The sequence below is a fragment of the Streptomyces sp. NPDC037203 genome, assembly GCF_055605065.1.
Map to the genome: position 1 here is coordinate 428,890 of NZ_JBVJUC010000003.1, position 19,072 is coordinate 447,961.

The 19,072-nt window shown below is 74.2% G+C and carries 11 protein-coding genes; 2 read left to right on the forward strand and 9 right to left on the reverse strand.

Annotation, left to right across the window (positions count from 1 at the left end; translation table 11 throughout):
- The 9 genes from ACZ7EC_RS11145 to eccCa form a co-directional block, all read right to left on the reverse strand.
- On the reverse strand, positions 1-1,493 hold a 1,493-nt coding region (locus tag ACZ7EC_RS11145), incomplete at its 3' end, for a WXG100 family type VII secretion target (protein WP_471060837.1).
- A gap of 90 nt (positions 1,494-1,583) precedes the next feature.
- On the reverse strand, positions 1,584-2,138 hold the full coding sequence (locus ACZ7EC_RS11150) for a hypothetical protein (RefSeq protein ID WP_471060840.1): 555 nt from the start codon (positions 2,136-2,138) through the stop codon (positions 1,584-1,586).
- A 3-nt stretch (positions 2,139-2,141) separates the two neighbouring features.
- The gene (locus ACZ7EC_RS11155; protein WP_037655754.1) at positions 2,142-2,429 is read right to left on the reverse strand and encodes a WXG100 family type VII secretion target; all 288 of its coding nucleotides are present in this window, start codon (positions 2,427-2,429) and stop codon (positions 2,142-2,144) included.
- 64 nt (positions 2,430-2,493) lie between these two features.
- Positions 2,494-2,835: a WXG100 family type VII secretion target gene (locus ACZ7EC_RS11160; protein ID WP_397987682.1), complete on the reverse strand. Its 342-nt coding sequence runs from the start codon at positions 2,833-2,835 to the stop codon at positions 2,494-2,496.
- 153 nt (positions 2,836-2,988) lie between these two features.
- Positions 2,989-6,552: a right-handed parallel beta-helix repeat-containing protein gene (locus ACZ7EC_RS11165; protein ID WP_471060845.1), complete on the reverse strand. Its 3,564-nt coding sequence runs from the start codon at positions 6,550-6,552 to the stop codon at positions 2,989-2,991.
- Positions 6,549-9,806: a hypothetical protein gene (locus tag ACZ7EC_RS11170; protein ID WP_471060848.1), complete on the reverse strand. Its 3,258-nt coding sequence runs from the start codon at positions 9,804-9,806 to the stop codon at positions 6,549-6,551. Before ACZ7EC_RS11170 ends, ACZ7EC_RS11165 begins: the two co-directional genes overlap by 4 nt.
- Positions 9,807-9,810: 4 nt before the next feature.
- Complete coding sequence (gene eccB / locus ACZ7EC_RS11175; RefSeq protein ID WP_471060851.1) at positions 9,811-11,298, reverse strand: type VII secretion protein EccB; 1,488 nt, start codon at positions 11,296-11,298, stop codon at positions 9,811-9,813.
- A 13-nt stretch (positions 11,299-11,311) separates the two neighbouring features.
- Positions 11,312-12,706 carry a type VII secretion integral membrane protein EccD gene (gene eccD / locus ACZ7EC_RS11180; protein ID WP_471060853.1) on the reverse strand — a complete coding sequence of 465 codons (1,395 nt, stop codon included), beginning with the start codon at positions 12,704-12,706 and terminating at the stop codon, positions 11,312-11,314.
- A 52-nt stretch (positions 12,707-12,758) separates the two neighbouring features.
- Positions 12,759-16,754, reverse strand: a complete 3,996-nt coding sequence (eccCa, locus tag ACZ7EC_RS11185; protein WP_471060856.1) for a type VII secretion protein EccCa — start codon at positions 16,752-16,754, stop codon at positions 12,759-12,761.
- Between the two features lie 453 nt (positions 16,755-17,207).
- Here eccCa and ACZ7EC_RS11190 point away from each other — a divergent pair, with 453 nt between their 5' ends.
- Positions 17,208-17,576: a DUF3040 domain-containing protein gene (locus tag ACZ7EC_RS11190; RefSeq protein ID WP_471060859.1), complete on the forward strand. Its 369-nt coding sequence runs from the start codon at positions 17,208-17,210 to the stop codon at positions 17,574-17,576.
- Between the two features lie 476 nt (positions 17,577-18,052).
- Positions 18,053-19,069 (forward strand): NAD-dependent epimerase/dehydratase family protein, encoded by a 1,017-nt coding sequence (locus ACZ7EC_RS11195; protein ID WP_471060862.1) that lies wholly within the window; start codon positions 18,053-18,055, stop codon positions 19,067-19,069.
- Positions 19,070-19,072: the final 3 nt, after the last annotated feature.

Consider the following 19,072-nt stretch of genomic DNA (forward strand, 5'->3'; position numbering starts at 1 on the left):
GCGGCCTCGCTGTCGAGCAGGCCGCTGGCATCGCTGGGGTCGAGTGCGCCGCTCTGGGGCATGCCTCCCGAGCCCATGCCGGGCATCATCGGCATCCCGCCCGTGCCGAGGCCCCTTTCGCCGTCCGACAGGCCGTCGACGGACGGCGACTCCAGCGCGTCGTTCAGCAGGGACGGCGACGCGAGCCCCTCCGGCAATCCGGACTCCGTGCCGAGGCCGCCGGGGAACTGCTCGGGAGAGACATCGCCGAGCCCGTGCCCCGCGGTGAGCCCGCCGGATCCGCCGACACCCGTGTCGCCGGGGAACTCCTCCGGGGCGCCGGCGCCGTCGGCCCAACTGGCCGGATCCTCCGCGAGGTTGTCGGACAGCTTCGGCATCTTGCCGCCGTCCGTGTTCAGGCCGCCCGGAAACGAGGTGGGCGAGAGGGCGGGAACACCGCCGCCCACGTCGGTACCGCCGGGGAACGAGGTGGGCGAGAGCGTGGGGACACCGTCGCCCACGCCGGTGCCGCCCGGAAACGCGGACGGGTTGAGCGCCCGGTCCAGGGCGCTCGGATCGAGGGTGTCGTTGCCGATCGCGTCCTCCGGGAGCCCGTCGAGACCGGGCGCGCCGCCGTCCACACCGGTGCCGCCGGAGAACGGCGCGGGTGTGGCCAGCGCGTCCATCGGATCCAGGCCGGGCATGCCCGATGCCTGGATGCCCGAGATGTCGGGGGCCGAGAACGACTGCGGATCCTGCGCGTTGACGTCCGGCAGGTTCGGGTCGGTCAGATTGGGGTCGGAGACGTCCGGGACGTTGTCCGGCACATCGGGACTGTCCGTGGGGCTGGTGACGGGCGGCGGGGTGTGCACCGAGTCGATGGTGACCTGGTACTCGCCCGCCAGGCTCTTGAGGACCGCGCGCATGTCCCTGGTCATCCACTCGACCAGCTGCGGCTTCTCGTGGATCGGGATCAGGCCGTTGCTCATCGGATGGACGCCCATCTTCAGGGCCTGGTTGGCGTACCAGTTGTCGATGTCGGCGATCTTCACCTTGGCGTTGTAGAGATTGACCGAGTTGTCAGCGAGCTGCTGCGGCACCGAGTTGCCCGCCTCACCGCCGGAGAGCACGTCGGCGGTCGCCTTCACCTGCCGGGAGAAGGTGTTGATCATGTCGCAGAAGGCGTCCGCCGCGGCCCCCTTCCACGGCCCGTTCTCCCCGGCCAGCGCGTTCGCCTGGTCGGCGAGGCTCTTGGCGATGCCGGCGAGCACCACCTGCGCGTTGAGGAAGTGACCGGCAGCGTCCATCAGGGACTGCGGGTCCGAGATGCCCTTGGCGCGCTCCTCGTTGGCGTCCGAGGCGGTTCCGGCGGACATGCCGTTGATGGCCGCCATGATCTGCTTCCAGTCCCACGAGTTGTAGTCGTCGATCGATCCGGGATCGTTTCCGGGATCGGCGAAGATGCCGTCGCCGCTGTCGCTGAACCCACCGCTGTTGTAGTCCGGGCTGGCCATCTGTGTCCCAGTCTCCCGCTCGCGCCCCTGTCAGGGTCCCCGCCGCCCCGGCCGCCGTCGTACGGCACCGGGAACGGCGGGGACCACCCGTCAACTTGCTCCGCCGCCGGACCCGCCGGCGTCGGTCACCAGGCTGGTGAAGTCGCTGCTCGTGCTCTGCATGGCGCTTTGCAGATCCGTCGCCTTCATCCGCCCGGCGTCTTCCAGAGTGGTGTAGTGCTGTGCCAACTGCTTGACACCGTCGCGCAGATCACCCAGACCCTGGGCCAGGTCCTGGAACACCTTGATGTACGACTCCTTGAGCCCGGAGTCGGCGTTCGGACCGTTGATCTTCGTCCGGATCTGGTTCGCGTGGTAGAACGCGCCCGGCTCGGCCTGCACCTTCCCCAGCTCGGTCGCGGCGTCCCGCGCGGGCTGGATCAGCTTGTCGATGTTGTCGGCGAACAACAGCATCGACGGGGTGTCCACGCTGGTACCGCTGCCCGGATTGCCCGAACCCCCCGGTACGTTCGGCGGGGTGAACGTCGTGCTCGCGGTCACGGTGCCGTGGCCGGGGTCGATCGTCGTACCGCCGTCGTACTGCTTCGGGTCCGGAGTCGGCGTCGACCTGTGCGGTTCCGGAATCGGCAAGGGCTGGTCAGCCATCGGTCACCCCCAGAGCCGAACGCCCTGGCGCTCGCCGCTCGAGTAGTACTCGTTGATCTCACCGAGCATCTGGGTGGCGGAGGCGGCCTTCTGCGTCATGTCCGCGGCGGCCGCGTCCCACTGCGCCTTGACCTGCTGGTAGGTCTGCTGGGCGTCGCTGGTCCACTCGCTGAGGTGCATCTTCGCGGCGTTGTCCAGCTCGGTGAGCGTCTGGTTGATGCGCTGCGTGATGGAGTTCATCTCGCCGACGATGTAGTCGACCTGCTCCATCTGGACGGTGTACGTGGTCATCTGCTGTCCGGCTCCTTGGGAACGGATGCGAGTACGAAGGGGGGTGTGTCGGTCGGGGACCGGCTCAGGAGGGGAAGCCCGGCAGGCCGACCTGGCCGGAGCCCATCTGCTGCGCGACCTGCTGCGCCTGCTGCTGGGTGTTCTCGTGGGTGTTGGCGTAGATGTGGGTGTTCTCCGCCAGCTTCTCCAGCATGGTGCGCAGCGCCTGGTTGACCTTGTCGAAGTCGGTCAGCCAGTCCTGCATGGCCGAGTGGTAGATGTTCGCGGCCTCGCCGCTCCAGCTCGCCCGCAGGCCCTCGATCTGGCCGTCCATCTGCGCGTACGAGCCGGTGGTCTCGTCCAGGGCGGTCTGGAAGCTGCCCTGGGCGGCGGTCATTCCCTGTAGTTCGACTGACGTCAGTGCCATCGTATGGTCCTCTCTCGAACTGCGGCGCCGGCCTTGGCTGTTGACAGCGATGTCACATCCACAGGGGATGCGCATCGGCGCCGGGTGGTGGGGGGTTCACCCGCCGTCCGCCGCCGCGCACGAGGTCGTGTGCGGCGCCGGGGGCGGACGTCTTCAGGTCTGCACCAGGGGCCTCGCCGGGGGCGGTGGCTCGGTGGTGCCCGGCCGCCCGGCCCCCGCATACGGGGCTTTCGCCGGGTGCGCTGCCGCGGCCGGTGCGGTGCGGGGTGCCGGTCCCGCCGCCGGGGGGCCCGCAGGACCCGCTGAACCGGCAGGGGCCGCCGCGCCCGCGGGAGCCGCCGAGCCCGTCGGCTGCGCCGGGCCCGCCGGGCCGGCGCCCGTTGGCGCCTCGGGGGCCGGGGGGCCGGGGAGGTCGGTCGCACAGACGGTACGGGTACGGGCGGACGCGGCGAGCCGTTCGGCCAGGCGGTGCGCCTCCCAGGCACCCCCGCGCGGCGGCGCGGCATGGAAGGCGGCGGCCAGCATCTCCCCTGCGTCGTCGGCCAGTTGGAACCCGAAGGCCCACAGCCGCCGGCGTACCAGCTCGATGGCCTGCTCCACGGTGTACGGGTCCAGCCGCAGGTACTCGGCGAACTCCCCGGCGATGTCGGCCCGTTCGGCCACCAGCGCACGCAGCTCGGCGGGCGAGCCGCACAGCGCGAGCACGGTGTCGCAGGGCGTGCCGGCCAGCCGGGCCAGCCCGTCGAGCACCGCCGCGCGCTCGGCGGGCGAACGGCGGCCGAGGGCGTCGTCGAGGCGCAGCACCAGCAGCCCGCCCTCCGCCTCCTCCAGCGCCGCCGCCAGCCGGTGGGCGGGCTGCTTCGGGAAGCGTGCCGGGAGCGTGGAGAGCCGTACCTCGTGCACGGTGCCCGAGGTCAGCAGCCCCGCCTCGGTCAGACACCGCGCGTACGCGCGGGCCAGCGCCCGCCGGCCGCTGCCCTGCGGCCCCTCCAGCACGATGTTGGCCTGCGCGGAGATCGTCCGCCCGTGCTCCCGCGGCGCACCGGCCAGCGCCTCCACACGGGTGGCCAGGGCGGCGCGGGCCGGGTCGAGCCCGGTCATCGCGTCGAGCTTCCGCAGGCCCGCCGGACGGGGAGGTCCGGCAGCGGGGGCCGCAGGCGAGGGCGCGGGGGCCGGGGTCGCGGGCTGCGGGCCGCCCCGGTCGGCGGGCCGGTCGGTCCGGCCGCTCGCCGGGGTCGGCGCTCCGCCGCCCTGCGCCGCCTCCGCAGCGCCGCCCGGCACCGTGATGACGTCCGCACCGTCGAGCCGTGACAACTCCGCGTCATCGCCCGGCGGTTCGGCGGCGAGCCGGGACGCCTGCCGGCTGATCATCTCCTCGAAGACCTGACGGGCGACGCGCCCGTTGCCGAAGGTCGCGCCCTTGGGCACGTCCTGGAAGTAGCGGTCCAGGGCCTCGAGGGCGGAGCCCGACAGCTCGTAGTAGTGCTTGGCGCACAGGCCCCGCACGATGGTGACCAGTTCCTCGGCGCTGTAGTTGGGGAACTCCACGGTGCGGGCGAAGCGGGAGGCCATGCCCGGATTGGAGGCGAGGAACTGCTCCATCTGCGCGGAGTACCCGGCGACGATCACCACGACCTCGTCGCGGTGGTCCTCCATCAGCTTCATCAGCGTGTCCACGGCCTCCTGCCCGAAGTCGGGGCCGTTGCCGCGGGACTGGTTGGTGAGCGTGTACGCCTCGTCGATGAACAGCACACCGCCGAGCGCCTTGTTGAAGACCTCCGTGGTCTTGATGGCCGTACCGCCGATGATCTGCGCCACCAGATCGGCGCGGGCCACCTCGACGATATGGCCCTGGCTGAGAATGCCCAGTTCGGCGAGGACCGCGCCGTAGAGCCGGGCCACCGTGGTCTTGCCGGTGCCGGGCGGGCCCGCGAAGACCAGGTGCCGGCTCATGGGCGGCATCGGCAGGCCCATCTCCTGGCGGCGCTGCGCCATCTTGTTGAGGTTGATCAGCCCGGTGACCTCCCGCTTCACGCTCTCCAGGCCGACCAGCGCCTCCAGCTCCGCGAGCGGCCCGGTGCCGGTGTGCGCGGCCTGCCGGGTCGCCGCGTCGCCGTCCGCCGCGCCGGACTCACCGGAACCGCTGGTGCCGCTCGCACGGCCCGCCGGGTCGCCGCCGGTGTCCACGCGCTCCACCGAGACCCGGCCCGAGGTGAGCTGGCGTACCGGGACGCCGCCGTTGTCGCGGACCTCGCAGTCGTGCACCCGCACCGGTTCCTCGGTGTTGCAGCGCACGCCGTCGCCGCCGTTGTCGAAGACGGTGCAGTTGGTCAGCTCGGCCCGCGAGGACGCCTGGACGTTCACGCCATGCCCGCGCGCGCCGTTGACCCGGCAGCCGACCGCGGTGAGCGCACCGCCCGCGCTGATCCGGATGCCGTCGCCGTCCGCCCCCGTGAACTCGCTGTCTTGGGCGCTGAGTTCGGACTCCGCACCGACGAGCGTCGTACAGCCCGTGAAGGCCGAGCCGGTCACCTCGGCGCGGGCGCCCGAGGCGAGGGCGAGGCCCGTGCCGCCCCCGGAGCGCAGGCGCACCGCGGACAGCGTCGCCGAGGCGCCCTCGGACAGTTCGACACCGGTCGCCAACTCGGCGTCGCGTACGGTCAGTCGGGCCCTGGAGCCGGCGCCCAGCAGCGCGGTGCCGCCGTCGTCGGCGGTCAGCCGGTCGAGCACCACCACACCGTCCGCCGCGTGCACGGCCGCCGTGCTCGCACCCTCGACGCTCAGCCCCGCGCCCTCGGCCTGCCCGCCCGCCTCCACCAGCAGACCGGTCGGGGTGCCGGTGATCCGGCAGTCCTCCAGACGGGGCCGCGCCCCGGCCGCGACATGGATGCCCTCCCGTCGCGCCCCGGCGACCAGGCACTCGCGCAGCACCGGCGCGCTGCCCTCGCCGACCCGGACCGCCTGACCGCCGGAACCGGTGAACGAGCAGCGGACCAGGGTGACGTCCGCGGCACTGGTCAGATACGCGTCCAGGGCCGCGCTGCCGCTCACCTCGACGCCGGTCAGCGTGGCGCGCGCCTGCTGCTCCACGGCGAGCGCGGGCTTGCCGCTGCCGCTGATCCGGGTGCCCTCCACCACCGCCGTGGCCTGCCCGTTGACACATACGCCGTTGCCCCGCGCCCGCTCCAGCCGACAGTCGCGCAGCGTCAGCCGGCCGTGCTCGGCCACCACGACCGCCGACGAGCCGACCTCCTGGATGTGCGTGCCCTCCACGGCGTTGGCGCCCGCGGAGGTGACCACGATGCCCGCGCCCTGCGCGTTGGTCACCTGGCAGTCCCGCAGCGCGACCACGCCGTCCTGCCAGGCCAGCACCGCAGCCCACGCCTCGCCGGAGATCCGGCAGCCGTCCAGCGCGGCCTGCCCCCGGCGCACGTCGACCACCGGGGCCTCCCGGTCGGTGCCGGACAACCGGAGCCCGGTGATCCGTACCGCCTCCGCGTCCAGGACGACGGTGCTGCCCGCGGACGCCGCGATCTCCACCGTGCCGCCGGCGCCCTCGGCGGCCAGCGTCACCGCGCGGTTGACGTACAGACTCTCGTCGTAACGCCCCGGCGCGATGGTGATCAGCGCCCCGTCGGTGGCGTCCGCGAGCGCGTCGGCGATGGCGCGGTAGGCACCGGGGCGGTCCGGGGACACCAGTAGCACGGGCCGGGTCACAGTTTCGCTCCCTCGTCAGGCGCACTCAGGTCGCCGCTGTCGCCGTCGCCGGTGGTGCGCGGGCCCCGCCGCGGCGCCGGCGCTTCACCCATCAGGCCCGGAGGCGTCCCGAGGCTCTCCTCGCCGCCCCGCTCGTCCCGCCCGGCCGCGTCGTCGGCGCGCAACGCGGCCGCCGCGCGGTCGAGACCGTCCAGCGCGATCTCGTCCAACGGCACCCGCTGGGTGTCCACCTTGCCGTCGGAAGCGATCTCCGAGGGCGACAACTCCCGCAGCAGCACCGGGCCCTCGCCTTCCGCGGGACGCAGCACCTTGAACCTCGTACCGGGCAGGAACACCACGCGGTCCGGCTCCGCGGGGTCGATCAGATTGGTACGGCGGGCGGTGATCGACCAGATGAGGAAGTCGGTGGCGTCGTGCGGGCCGGGGCGCGGGGCGCCGTACGCCGTGCAGAACGCCCACTCCGTCACCAGCCGTCCCTCGCGGAACCACGCCCGCTCCGCCGCGTTCGCGCGGGCCCGCAGCAGCGCGGCACCCCGGTACGACGGCAGCCTGCGCAGCCCCGCCGCCACGCAGCGGGCCAGCGGCACGTGCGGGCCCACCGCCGCGGCGCGTACGGCCGCGTTGACCTGCGCGCTGTCCCCGGACAGGAACAGCCGTACGGCGACCAGGTCGGTGAGCGCGTCCGCCGCCTCGCCGCGCGCGCCACCGCGCAGGCCCGGCGACTCCGACATGACCCGCGACACCGTGCCCGCGACCGCGTTGTACTGCGTGCTCAGCGTCCGCCGCACCCAGTCCCGCTCCTTCTCGGTGCCGCGCTCGGGCGGCACGGCGCAGGCGGACGCCTTGGGGGTGGGCTGGACGCGGACGCCGGGGGTGGCCGCGGGGGGCTTCTGGGCGTCTGCGGCCTTCGGCGCGGGGGCGGGCGGCGTCGCCGTGCCGGCCCGGTCGTCGTCGGCGGCGGGCGCCACCGGAGCGGCGGCCGGGGAGTCGGACTCCAGGCGGATCAACGGCGCGGGCCGCACGGCGGGCTTCGGCTCGGCCGGCCGGGGGGCGGGGGCGGGAGCCGTGGGCGCGGGAGCCGCGGTCGGCGGCACCGCAGGCTGCGGCTGCGGCTCCGACTGCCGTTCCGCTTGCGGCTCCTGGGTGGCGGGGGCAGGCGGCAGCGACGGACCGGCGCCGGGGCTGCCGGACGTGTGCGGGGCCGACCCCGCCGGTTCCGCTTCCGGTCGCGGCTCAGGCTCCGGTGCCGGGCCGGGCGGTCGCGTGGGTGCCTCGGTCCCTGCCGGGCGGTCCGTACCCCGGCCCTCGGGACCGTCCGCCGGGCGCGGGTTCTCGCGCGGCGGCTCGCCCGGTTGCCCCGGCTCGGACACGGCCGGAAGGTGGGGCAGGGGAAGACGCGCGGGCGCGGCGGGCCGAGGCGGCGCGGGGACCGGCGGAACCGGGGCCTGGTCCAGGGACGAGGGTGCCGGACCCTCGGTGCGCGACGCGTCGGGTATCGGCTCCGGGCCGGGGCGGGGCGCCTCCCGCACCGGCTCGGGCGCGGGTGCGGGCGCGGGTCCCCCGGTCGCCGTGGCGGCCGACCCGGCGGCGGACTCCTGCGCGGGCCGGCCGGCCGTACGCGCGTCTGCGGGCGCTCCGGTCACTTGGACGTCGTCGCCCGACTCCACCTGCGGCAACCCGGCCGCCGGCGCCTCGGACTCGATCCTGGCCGCGGGCGGCGCCGCGGCGGGAGCGGGCGTCGCCGGTGCCGCGGCGCCGCGTACCCGGACGGTTTGCTCGTCGAGGTCCAACCGCGCGAGCGCCGACGCCGCGCCCGAACCCTCGCCTCGTACGACCGCGTTCTCCGCCAACGGAGCCGCCGCCGAGGCCGCCGAACTCCAGGGCGCCACCTCCGCGGCCCGCGCCTGCCCGCGGAACGCGGCGGGGGCGATCGCCTGCGGGCCGGTCGCCGTGGCGTCCGGCGCCGACCACAGGTGCGCGTCGTCCGCCGGGACCACCAGGTGTCCCGGCTCGTCGGCCGGTGCGATGGTGAAGCCCTCGCGGCGTTCGGGGTCCAGCCGCCACAGCATGTCCTCGGCGAGGGAGCGCATGCGCTCCTCCGTGCCCGGCGTGCTGCGGTCGTAGAGGATCGCGGCATAGCCGGGCGCGGCCGGTACGCGGCGCACCGCGTCGCCGTCCGCGGGCTCGGCCAGCGGGCGCATCCACAGCCCGCTCTGCACCACTTCGAGGACCGCGTCGGCGGCGTACTCGTACACGCCGGTGGATATCTCCGGCACCCCGAACAGGGGACGGCGCAGCCCGAAGAGGGCGGGCGGGGCGGGGGCGCTCCCGGTGCGCGGGAAGTACATCAGCTCGCTGACGAAGGGGTGGTGGCCGAGCGTGCCGTCCGGCCGTACGGCCGCCACCTCGGGCGAGGCGAGGCCGACGCGGGACTCGACGGGCACGCCCGCGTACAGCACCACCTGCTGGCCGAGCGCGTCGGCGAGTTCCTGGCCCAGCGCCTCGGCGCCCTCGGGCAGCGCGACGGGACCGAGGTGCAGGAAGCGCACCCAGGAGCGGGCGGACGGCAGGACCGTCTCCCACAGCCGGGTCACGTCCGCCAGGGTCACGGGCGGACCGCCGGGGCTGCCGAGGACCACGGTGAGGATGTCGGGGTGGCTGGGCAGCCGGTCCACCAGGCGCCGGCCGCTCTCGGCGGCGGGATGGTCGTGCGGGCTGCGCACCCACACCCCGCAGGGCGCCGGCTCGGCGATGCCGTGGCCGCTGGTCGTCCAGGGGCGGTCGAAGGTGGAGAACTCCCAGCGCGGCTTGGGGAACCGGCGCGAGTCGCGCTCCGCCGAACGGCCGGGCCGGAACCGCAGCCAGCCCGCGCCGTGGTCGCTCGGGATGAACAGGCCGCCGCCGTCGGTCGGCAGCACCGCGCCGTCCGGCGCGAGCACCAGCCGGCCGAGCCGGTCCGCGATCCGCTGGGCGGCGCGCCGCGACTCCTGGGGCGTGCCGCGGCCGAAGACCAGGCGCAGGCTCTCGCCGCGGCCCGCCAAAAGGCGTGCCACCGCGTCCGCCGACCCCTCCAGCGACCCGTTCGGGAGGTCCACCACGGCCAGGGTGTGCTGGGGATCGGCGGCGAGCCCCGCGGCGAACGCGGCGGCGTGCGGGTCGGGTTCACCCTTGGGGTGCACCAGCAGCGCCCGGCCCTCGGCCCGGCACTGCAACGCCGTCCCGCCCGCGCGGGTGCTGCCCAGTCCTCTGCGCATCCGCTCACCCCACCCGTGCGGCGGAGCCGGTGGGCGAGGGGTCGGCGGAGACCGCCGGGACCGGGGCCCGGCCCGCACCCGAAGGGGTCAGGGCAGCGCCCGAATGACCTTCGGGTGCACCGGAGTCGCCGGAGGGTGAGACCGTCGCCCCGTCCTGCCCGGCCTGCACCGTCAGTGCCGCCACCGAGCGGTCGAGCACCGGTCCGCGCGGCAACTCGGCCAGCAGGGACTGCGGCAGCGCGGTCGCGGTGCCGGAGCCGATGCCGAGGGACTGCGCGGCGGAGGAGCCCAGCGGGTAGACGATGCCCTGGTCGGTGATCAGGTAGGTGTGCGGGTTCGACGCCCGGAGCGCCACCTCCCGCTGGTCCACGGCGTACACACCGTGCGACGGCGGCATCAGCACCCGCCGGGTTCCGGTCGCCGCCGGGCCGCTCTCCACGGCCACGCCCACGGTCAGCCGGGCCCCCCGCGTGCTCTCGCGCAGGCACACCGCCTGCCGGGAGATGTCGAGGGCCGGGGCGCCGAGCAGATCCGGCACCCCGCTGTCCAGGGAGTGGGCGGCGGAGACCCGCGCGGAGGCGATGTCGGTCACCGACACCTGGCGCGGGGCCGGCGCGCCGGGCCGGGCCGCGAGCAACGCCGCCTCGGTGGCGCTGACTTGGGCGACCCCGTCGGCGGTCATGACGTAGGTGTGCTTCGCGTCCGCCGCGGTCATGGTGAACAACTGGCCCACGGTGACCGGCCGTCCGGCGACCTTCCCGGCCGCGCGGCCCGCCTGGTCGAGCTTCGCCGGGGCGAGCGCCGCCCCGGTCGGTACGGAGGCCAGCCACGCGGCGGAGGCGGCCACGGGCCGGTCGCCGTCGAGGCCGAGCGCGATCAACGCGGACTGCGCGGGCACCGGGTACTTGACGCCCTGCCACAGCACGAAGCGCCGGCCGTCCGCCGACTTCAGCAGCAGCTGCCGCCCCGCGGGGAAGGCGCCCGCCCGCTTGCCCGGCGCGAAGTCGATCACATGGCCGGACGGCAGGTCCGGACGCAGGCAGTCGGTCCAGGACCCGCCCAGCAGGGTGGCCGGGGTGGGCAGCGAGTCGGGCGCGCCGTCGATGCCGACCGGCGCGCCGTGCGGCACGCCGCTCAGCGCCTTCGCCGCAACGGTGCGTACGGCGGCGCCGTTGCCGGTCAGCAGCAGCGCCGAGGCGTAGTTGCGCACCGGGCGCAGCCGGCCGTCGAGGAACAGGTACCGGGTGCCGGTCTCCTTCTCCACGATGATCGAGCCGGGCTCGCGCCAGGCCGCCGTGGTCACCGGCGACAGCTTGCCGTACACCAGGAAGCCCAGGGACAGCAGGACGACGAGCCCGGCGCCGAAGAAGCTGCCCAGCGCGGCCCGCTTGGTGGGGCTGTCGCCGCGGCCGGGGTCGCCGGTGACGAGGGCGGTCGCCAGCCGGCCCATGGCGAACTGGTACGCCTGCATGTGATCGCGTCGGGTCTGCACGCCTCGGCCCCCCTCAGCTCGTCAGGGCGCGGAAGTAGGCGTACGCGTGCAGGACCTGGAGCAGCAGCGGCAGCAGCGCGATCGCGGTGACCGTCTCCAGCAGGTCGCCGCTGTGCCCCCACACCGGCAGCAGCCGGCTGCCGGGCAGCCGCCACGCGGCCACCAGCAGGGCGAGGACCGCGGCGAGCAGCAGGGCCACCACGATCAGCCGGGCGCCGTCGCCCGCCGCGGCGAACCGGGTGAGCGCCACAGTGGCCAGACCGGCGGCCCCGGCGAGCACGGTCGGCACGCGCTGCGCGGACCGGTCCAGGCCGCGCGCCCGCAGCAGCACCGCACCGGCGAAGACCAGCGGCAGCAGCCAGCCGATCCAGCCGCCCTCGCGGGTCATGTACCAGAACCCGGCCGTGTAGACCAGCGCGGAGGACACGCTGAGCGTGTCCAGGAAGGCGCCGGCGGCCTTGACCCTGCGCTCCACCCGCTCCTGCGGCTCCGGCTCGATGTCCTCCTGCAACTCGGCCGCGTTGTGCGGGAGTCGGGGCACCCGCAGCCGGGCGGCGCGCAGCGCGAGCCGGGGGCCGAAGTGACCGAGCACGAACATCGCGACCGCGACCACGGCGACCGCCTGACCGCCGTGCCAGTGGGTGGCCCGCATCAGCCCGGTGCCCACCGCGGCGGCCAGCGCGGTGCCCAGCGCCGTGCCGGGGACCACCAGCGGCAGCGGGCGCAGCGCCAGCAGCGCGACGGCCACCACCGCGACCCCGCCCGCCGCGGCCAGCATTCCGGGCAGCCCCGGCGCGAAGCCGCCGTGCGGTCCCTCGCGGAAGGTCAGCCCGGCCAGCGCGCCGAACGCGAGCGCGCCGAGCCCGGCCACCAGCACACTGCCCGCGTCGGCGGAGAGCCGGTGCCCGGCCTCGCATCCGGCGGCCAGCAGTACGGCGATCACCCCGGCGCCGGCCGAGGCCGCGAGCCCCGGACCGAACCCCAGCAGCGCCCACGCCACCGCCGGCAGCGCCAGCACCGCGAGGGCGAGCGCCAGGTTCCGGGTCAGCGCCGGCCGCCAGCCGCCTGGCAACGCTGTCACGACATGCGCGACCCCGTCGGCGACATCGTCGAAGTGCAGGGCGGCCAGCGGTTCGTCGGCGGGCCGCAGATGGAGCACCTCGCCATGGCGCAGGCCGACGGTGGCGGGGGTGGCGTCGGCGTCGAACGGGTCCTCGCCGAGCCGTTGCAGCACCCAGGGCGTGCCGTGGTCGGGTGCCTCCGCCGTCACATGGCGCACCAGCACGGGCAGCAGCGCGGAGACCGGTGTGGTGAGCGGGATGGCCAGATCGGCCTGGCCGGTGGGGCCCACCACCGTGACCCGGCAGACCTCCGAGGCGGGCGCGGTGACCGCGGGGGCTGTGGTCATCGGACTGCTCCTGGGGAGAGGGAGGGGGACGTGGGGAGGGTGCTCGGGTCACTCACGGCGACACCAGCCCGGTCTGCACGAGCCGCACCGAACGCCGGGTGACGAGCTGGGCCCGGCCCGCGGGCAGCGTGCGCGGCTTGGCCTCGCCGAGGAACTTGCCCTCCTCCTTGGGGTAGGAGAACAGGAGTCCGGGGTTGCCCAGCTCCCACAGCCGGCGCAGCACCGGGTCCATCATGGCGCGGACCGATCCGGAGGTGCTGCGGGCGACGACCAGGTGCATGCCGATGTGCAGGCCCTGCGCGAGCAGCGGCACCAGGGGCGCCATCGGGGAGGGGGCGCCGGGGGACCCGGAGAACAGGTCGTAGTCGTCGATGAGCACGAACAGCAGCGGCCCCTCCCACCAGTCGCGGCGGGCGAGCTGCTCCGGGCTGATGTCCGGGCCCGGCACCCGCTTGCCCACCGACACCGAGGCGCTGGTGGCCAGTTGGGCGAGCGCGTCGCTGTCCACGACGTACCCGACCCGGTACGCCTCGGGCACCGAGTTGAGGAGCCCGCGCCCCGGATCGGCGACCATGATGCGCGCCTCCTCGGGGGTGTAGCGGGTGGTGATGGCGCGGATCATCAGGCGCAGCGCGTTGGTCTTGCCGGTCTCGCCGTCGCCGAACACCATCAGGTGCGCATTGGCGGTGAAGTCGTGCCACACCGGTTCGAGGCGCTGCTCGTCCCAGCCGAGGCAGACCTTGAAGTCGCCCTCGGCCAGCGGGAGTTCGGTCGCCGGAAGGCGGGTCGGCAGCAGCCGGACGCCCGGTGCGGGGCGGCCCGTCCAGAAGGTGTCGATCTCGGCCACGGCCGACTTGGTGGCCGTCGTCAGATCGCCGGTCTCGCCGGAGCCGTCCAGGCGGGGCAGCGCGGACAGGAAGTGGTGGCCCGCCGCCGTCAGACCGCGGCCGGGCTGGTGCGGCACGGCCGCCGCGATCCGGGAGCCGACCTCGGACTCCATCGAATCGCCCAGCCGCAGCTCGAACTTGGTGCCGAGCAGATCGCGCAGCCGGGGCCGGAACTCCGACCAGCGCACCGCGGAACCGATCACATGCAGGCCGAAGGACAGGCCGCGCGCCGCCATCTCGATGACGCGGGGCTCCAGTTCCTCGTAGTCCTGGCGCAGCGTGCCCCAGCCGTCGACCACCAGGAACACATCGCCGTAGGGGTCGTCGATCTCGCCCGTGGCCCGCAGCCGCCGGTAGGCCGCCATCGACTCCAGGCCGCGCGAGGTGAACTCCTCCTCGCGCTTCTCCAGCAGCTGGCTCAGCTCGGCGACCGTGCGCAGCACGCGGTCGCGCTCCAGGCGGGTGGCGACCGAGCCGACGTGCGGCAGGCCGGCCGTGGAGACCAGGCCGCCACCGCCGAAGTCCAGGCAGTAGAACTGGACCTCCTCGGGGGTGTGGGTCAGCGCCAGGGACAGCAGCAGGGTGCGCAGCAGCGTCGACTTGCCGGTCTGCGGGGCGCCGGCCACGCCGATGTGCCCGTCGGCGCCGGAGAGATCGGCGACCAGCAGTTCCCGCAGCTGCTCGAAGGGGCGGTCCACGATGCCGAGCGGCACCCGCAGCGAGCTGAGCGAGGGATGGTCCGCCGCGCTCATGCCGCGCACCGGGTCCGGCACGATGCCCGGCAGCAGCTGGTCCAGGCTCGGCGGCTCGGTCAGCGGCGGCAGCCACACCTGCCGGGCCGGCGGCCCGCTCTCCTCCAGGTGCCCGATCAGCACCTCCAGGAGACTCTCCTCGCTCTGCTCGCCGCCCGACACCTGTGCGGCGGCCTTGCGCTCGGCGGCGGCCGTGGCCTCCCGCGCGGCCTGAAGCGCCTGCTGCTCGGCGATGCGCTCGGACCTCAGGGTGCCCTGCTGCTCCAGCCCGAACAGGGTGATCTCCTGCCCGGCGGCGGCCAGTTGCGCGGACTGCTCCGCCTCGCCCACCGGCTCGGGCGCGGCGCCGGAGACGTAAGCGGCCTTGAAGCGCACCAGGTTGGTGGTGTCCACCTTCAGATAGCCGTTGCCCGGCGCCGACGGCAGCTCGTAGGCGTGCGAGACGCCGATGACGCTGCGCGACTCCATCGCGGAGAACGTCCGCAGGGCGATCCGGTACGACAGATGCCCCTCGACCTTGTGGATGCGGCTCTCGTCCAGCCGCTGGGAGGCCAGCAGCAGATGCACCCCGAGGCTGCGCCCGAGGCGGCCGATGGAGACGAACAGGTCCACGAACTCCGGCTTGCTGGCGAGCAGTTCGGAGAACTCGTCCACGATGATCAGCAGCGAGGGCAGCGGCGTCAGGTTCGCCCCGGCGCCCCGCGCCTTCTCGTAGTCGAACAGCGAGGAGTACCCGGACTCGCGCAGCAGTTCCTGGCGGCGGATCATCTCGCCGTTGATGGAGTCGCGCATGCGGTCCACGAGGTGGATCTCGTCGGCCAGGTTGGTGATGACCGCCGAGGTGTGCGGCAGCCGGTCCATGCCCAGGAAGGTGGCGCCGCCCTTGAAGTCGACCAGGACCAGGTTGAGGATCTCCGACGAGTGCGTGGCGACCAGGCCCATCACCAGGGTGCGCAGCAGCTCGCTCTTGCCGGAGCCGGTGGCCCCGATGAGCAGTCCGTGCGGGCCCATGCCGCCCTGCGCCGACTCCTTGATGTCCAGCTCGACGACCTCGCCCTCCTCGGTGACGCCCAGCGGCACCAGGAGACGCGCGGACTGGGTGAGGCGCGGGCGCCACTTGGCGGCCACGTCGAAGGTGCGCGGGTCCCGGATGCCGAGCAGCGCGGTGAGGTCGAAGTCCGACTCCAGCGGCCGGTCCACCAGGTCCACGCTGCCGCTGGTGCGCATCGGCGCCAGCAGCCGGGCCAGGGTGTCCGCCTCCGTGCGGCTCAGCGCGTCGGCCTCGGCGGTCACCGTGTCGTCACCGGCCGGGAACGTGACACCGGTGCCGCGCGTGGTCAGCCGCAGCACCTTCGGACCGCCGGTCATGGTGCCGGTCGCGTCCAGCAGGACCACGTTGCGCAGCCCGCCGTGCGTCAGCCGCGACGTCTCCGGCAGCCGTACGCCCTGCGCCACGATCACCACGAACGGCTCGGCCACGCTCGGCGAGGCGTCCGGATCGTGGTCCGGCCGGTCCCGCACCTCGGTACCCAGCAGGTCCATCAGCGCGTCGTGGTCCTCGGCCGCGAGCCGCACCTGACCGGCGGCGTCCTCCTCGTGCGGATGCGCGTTGTGCGGCAGCCACTTGAGCCAGTCCCACTCGGCCCGCGCCGACGCCCCGCCCAGCAGGGCGATCCGCAGCTCGTCGGGGGAGTGGAAGGCGGCGAGCTGCGCGATCATCGCCCGCAGCAGCCCGAGCGCGGGCTCCGGCTCACCGGCCAGCTCCACGCTGGTGAACCGCCGTAGCGCGACCGGGATCGGCAGCCGGGGCACCGTCTGGTGCGCCTTGGTGAACCGGCGCAGCGAGATCGCGGTCAGCGGCTCCAGGTCCTCCACCGGCTTGGTCTGCGGCGGCAGGAACTCCAGCGCGGCGCGGCGCACGCCCTGTCCGATGCGGACGCGGGCGAAGTCCTCGTGCGCCGGGCGGCGTTCCCACAGCCGGGTGCCCATCACCAGCGCCCACAGCCGGCCCGGATCGGGGTTGTCCCACAGCAGGGCGGCCCGCTGCTGCTCGGCGGCCTGCCGGGCCTGCCGGCGCTTCTGCGCGAGATAGCGCAGGTAGTCACGCCGCTCGGCCCGCATCCGCCGCCGGCGCTCGGCACCGGCCCGGCCGATCTGGGTCAGCGTCATGCTGACCATGGCGACGCCCATCATCCCGGACATCATGTACGTCGTCGGTCCGGCGCTGCGCATGGAGAACATGAGCACCATGGCGCCGGTGCCCAGCGCCATGGGCAGGTACATCAGCGCCGATCCGAAATCGGCGCTCGCCGGCTCCCCCAGAACCGGTGGCTCCGCCAGCTCGACCTGTCCCTCGGGGAGCTGCGGACCCTCGGCGCGCGGTGATCGTTTGGCCACCACGGTGCTCAATGGCAGGGACCTTTCTGAGGCGCTCACGCGGGTATGGCCGGTCAACCATCCAGGTGTGGGCGCGGGTTGATGCTTGGCGATGTGGAGGGCAGTGATCCACTACTGATCAGATGATATGCACGAGACGGCGGTGGCGGGTGAACACATACGGGACCACGGGGCGCCAACTCGGAAACTTTGCTTGCCTTTTGAATTACTTACGCGGCGCGGGCCGGGACGCATGCCCGCCAACCCCTTTGATCTGGGCGTATTTGACACCGATGAGGGTTTCGCCCGTGCAGTGCGCCCACGGATCGAATCAGCGGTTAAGGCGATATGAACGAATGGCGCCGTTGTAGCCGAGGTGGCTCTGCGCGGCGCGTCGGCTACGCGGTGTGTCCTCCCGCTTCGGGCTGCTCGCCGGGGGGAACTCGGGGGCCTGATGCCGCCGACCGCGGAGGAGGTGCCGTCGCCGTGGACGACTGGGATAGGGGGGACAAGCGCGACGAGTCCCGGCTGTCACCGCGCGAGCGGCTGGCCCTGCTGGAGATCGAGGCGCATCTGCGGCAGGACCGGGGTTTCGTCCGGCGGATGGGCGGCGGGGCGCACCGGGAGGGGGACGACGGGGCGCACCGGCGGATCTGGCTGCCGGTAGGGGTACTGCTGCTGGTCCTCGCGTCCGCCTTCTGCGCGGTCATGGGCATCCGCACCTCGGACCCCGGCCTGCTGTGGTGCTTCGCGGTGCTGTGGCCGCTCACCCTCTTCCAGACCTTCCGCCTGCTGTGCCGCCTGGCCCACCACCGGAGGCGTCGTCCGGGAGAGCGGCCGAATTCCTGGCTCTGACGCCGCGGTCCGCACTCACGGGGCCGTCCATCGAGGGGGCAGGTGTTCGCACCTGGCCGCCCGCCGCCGCGCCGGCCTCTCACCCGGCGCCAAAACCCCCTCTCACCTGCGCTTTCGACGCCGTGAGTAGCGCGCACCACCCTCCGACCGGACAATTGACTCCAACGTGTGAAACCAACTGGCAGGGGAACTCAGCTGCCAGTGCCGTCCAGACAACGGCGGCCGCACAGGGCAGTCCCGCGAGGACGCGGGGCACCGGCCCTGTCCTCTCCCCGCACCGCGGGCCGGCGCTGCCCGGCCGGTGGCAGGGCGTGCGCCGCACGCCGCGCGGGAGCGTCCACGGGACGCGGACCGCATCGACGAGCCGACACGGACGACCCGATGCGCACCACAGCGCCGTATCCACGCGCCGTATCCACGACGCATCCGCGCCGTATCCACGACGTTTCCGGACGCAGGACGACAAAGGAAAGCCCATGACCGGTGACACACCCTTTCCCTGGCGGCGCGCCCTCGTGACCGGCGGCGCCGGCTTCCTCGGGTCCCATCTGTGCGAGCGGCTGCTGGATTCGGGCGTCGAAGTCGACTGCGCCGACAACCTGGCCTGCGGCCGCCGGGAGAACGTCGCCCATCTGGAGGACCGGCCCGGCTTCCGGTACGTGTACTGCGACGTCTCCGAACCCGAATGCGCCGAGCGGCTGCCGGGCCCGTACGACCTGGTCCTGCACTTCGCCTGCCCGGCCTCGCCCGCCGACTACCTGCGCATGCCCCTGGAGACCCTGGACGTGGGCAGCCTCGGCACCCGCAACGCCCTCGGCCTCGCCGAACGCGACGACGCCCGCTTCCTGCTGGCCTCCACCTCCGAGGTGTACGGCGACCCGCAGGTGCACCCCCAGCACGAGGGGTACTGGGGCAACGTCAACCCGATCGGCCCGCGCAGCGTGTACGACGAGTCCAAGCGGTTCGCCGAGGCCCTGGTCACCGCGCACGCCGGCACCCGCGGCGCCGACGCCGGGATCGTCCGGTTGTTCAACAGCTACGGGCCCCGGATGCGCGCCCACGACGGCCGTGCCGTACCCACCTTCATCTGCCAGGCGCTGGCGGGGGAGCCGGTCACCGTGACCGGCGACGGCAGCCAGACCCGCTCGCTGTGCTACGTGGACGACACCGTCGACGGCGTGCTGCGGGTCGCCAGGAGCAAGTCCGTGCGGCCGGTGAACATCGGCGGCAGCGACGAGATCACCGTCGCCGAACTGGCCCGCCGCATCGTCGCCCTCACCGGCTCCCGCTCGCCCATCGCCTTCGTCGACCGGCCCGTGGACGATCCCGGCCGCCGCCGCCCCGACACCACCCTCGCCCGCGAACTGCTCGGCTGGTCGCCGCAGATCCCCTGGGAGGAGGGCCTGAAGCAGACCATCGCCTACTTCGCGGCCCGGCTCCCGCAGCCGGTGCCGAGCACGAGCGGCACACCGCAGCCGGCCCCGCAGACCTGAGCG

What these genes read in the sequence shown, in the direction of transcription:
- ACZ7EC_RS11150 (WP_471060840.1), bottom strand. Translation starts at nt 2,138, where the DNA reads ATGGCTGACCAGCCCTTGCCGATTCCGGAACCGCACAGGTCGACGCCG.
- ACZ7EC_RS11170 (WP_471060848.1), bottom strand. Translation starts at nt 9,806, where the DNA reads ATGCGCAGAGGACTGGGCAGCACCCGCGCGGGCGGGACGGCGTTGCAG.
- ACZ7EC_RS11155 (WP_037655754.1), bottom strand. Translation starts at nt 2,429, where the DNA reads ATGACCACGTACACCGTCCAGATGGAGCAGGTCGACTACATCGTCGGC.
- eccD (WP_471060853.1), bottom strand. Translation starts at nt 12,706, where the DNA reads ATGACCACAGCCCCCGCGGTCACCGCGCCCGCCTCGGAGGTCTGCCGG.
- ACZ7EC_RS11195 (WP_471060862.1), top strand. Translation starts at nt 18,053, where the DNA reads ATGACCGGTGACACACCCTTTCCCTGGCGGCGCGCCCTCGTGACCGGC.
- ACZ7EC_RS11160 (WP_397987682.1), bottom strand. Translation starts at nt 2,835, where the DNA reads ATGGCACTGACGTCAGTCGAACTACAGGGAATGACCGCCGCCCAGGGC.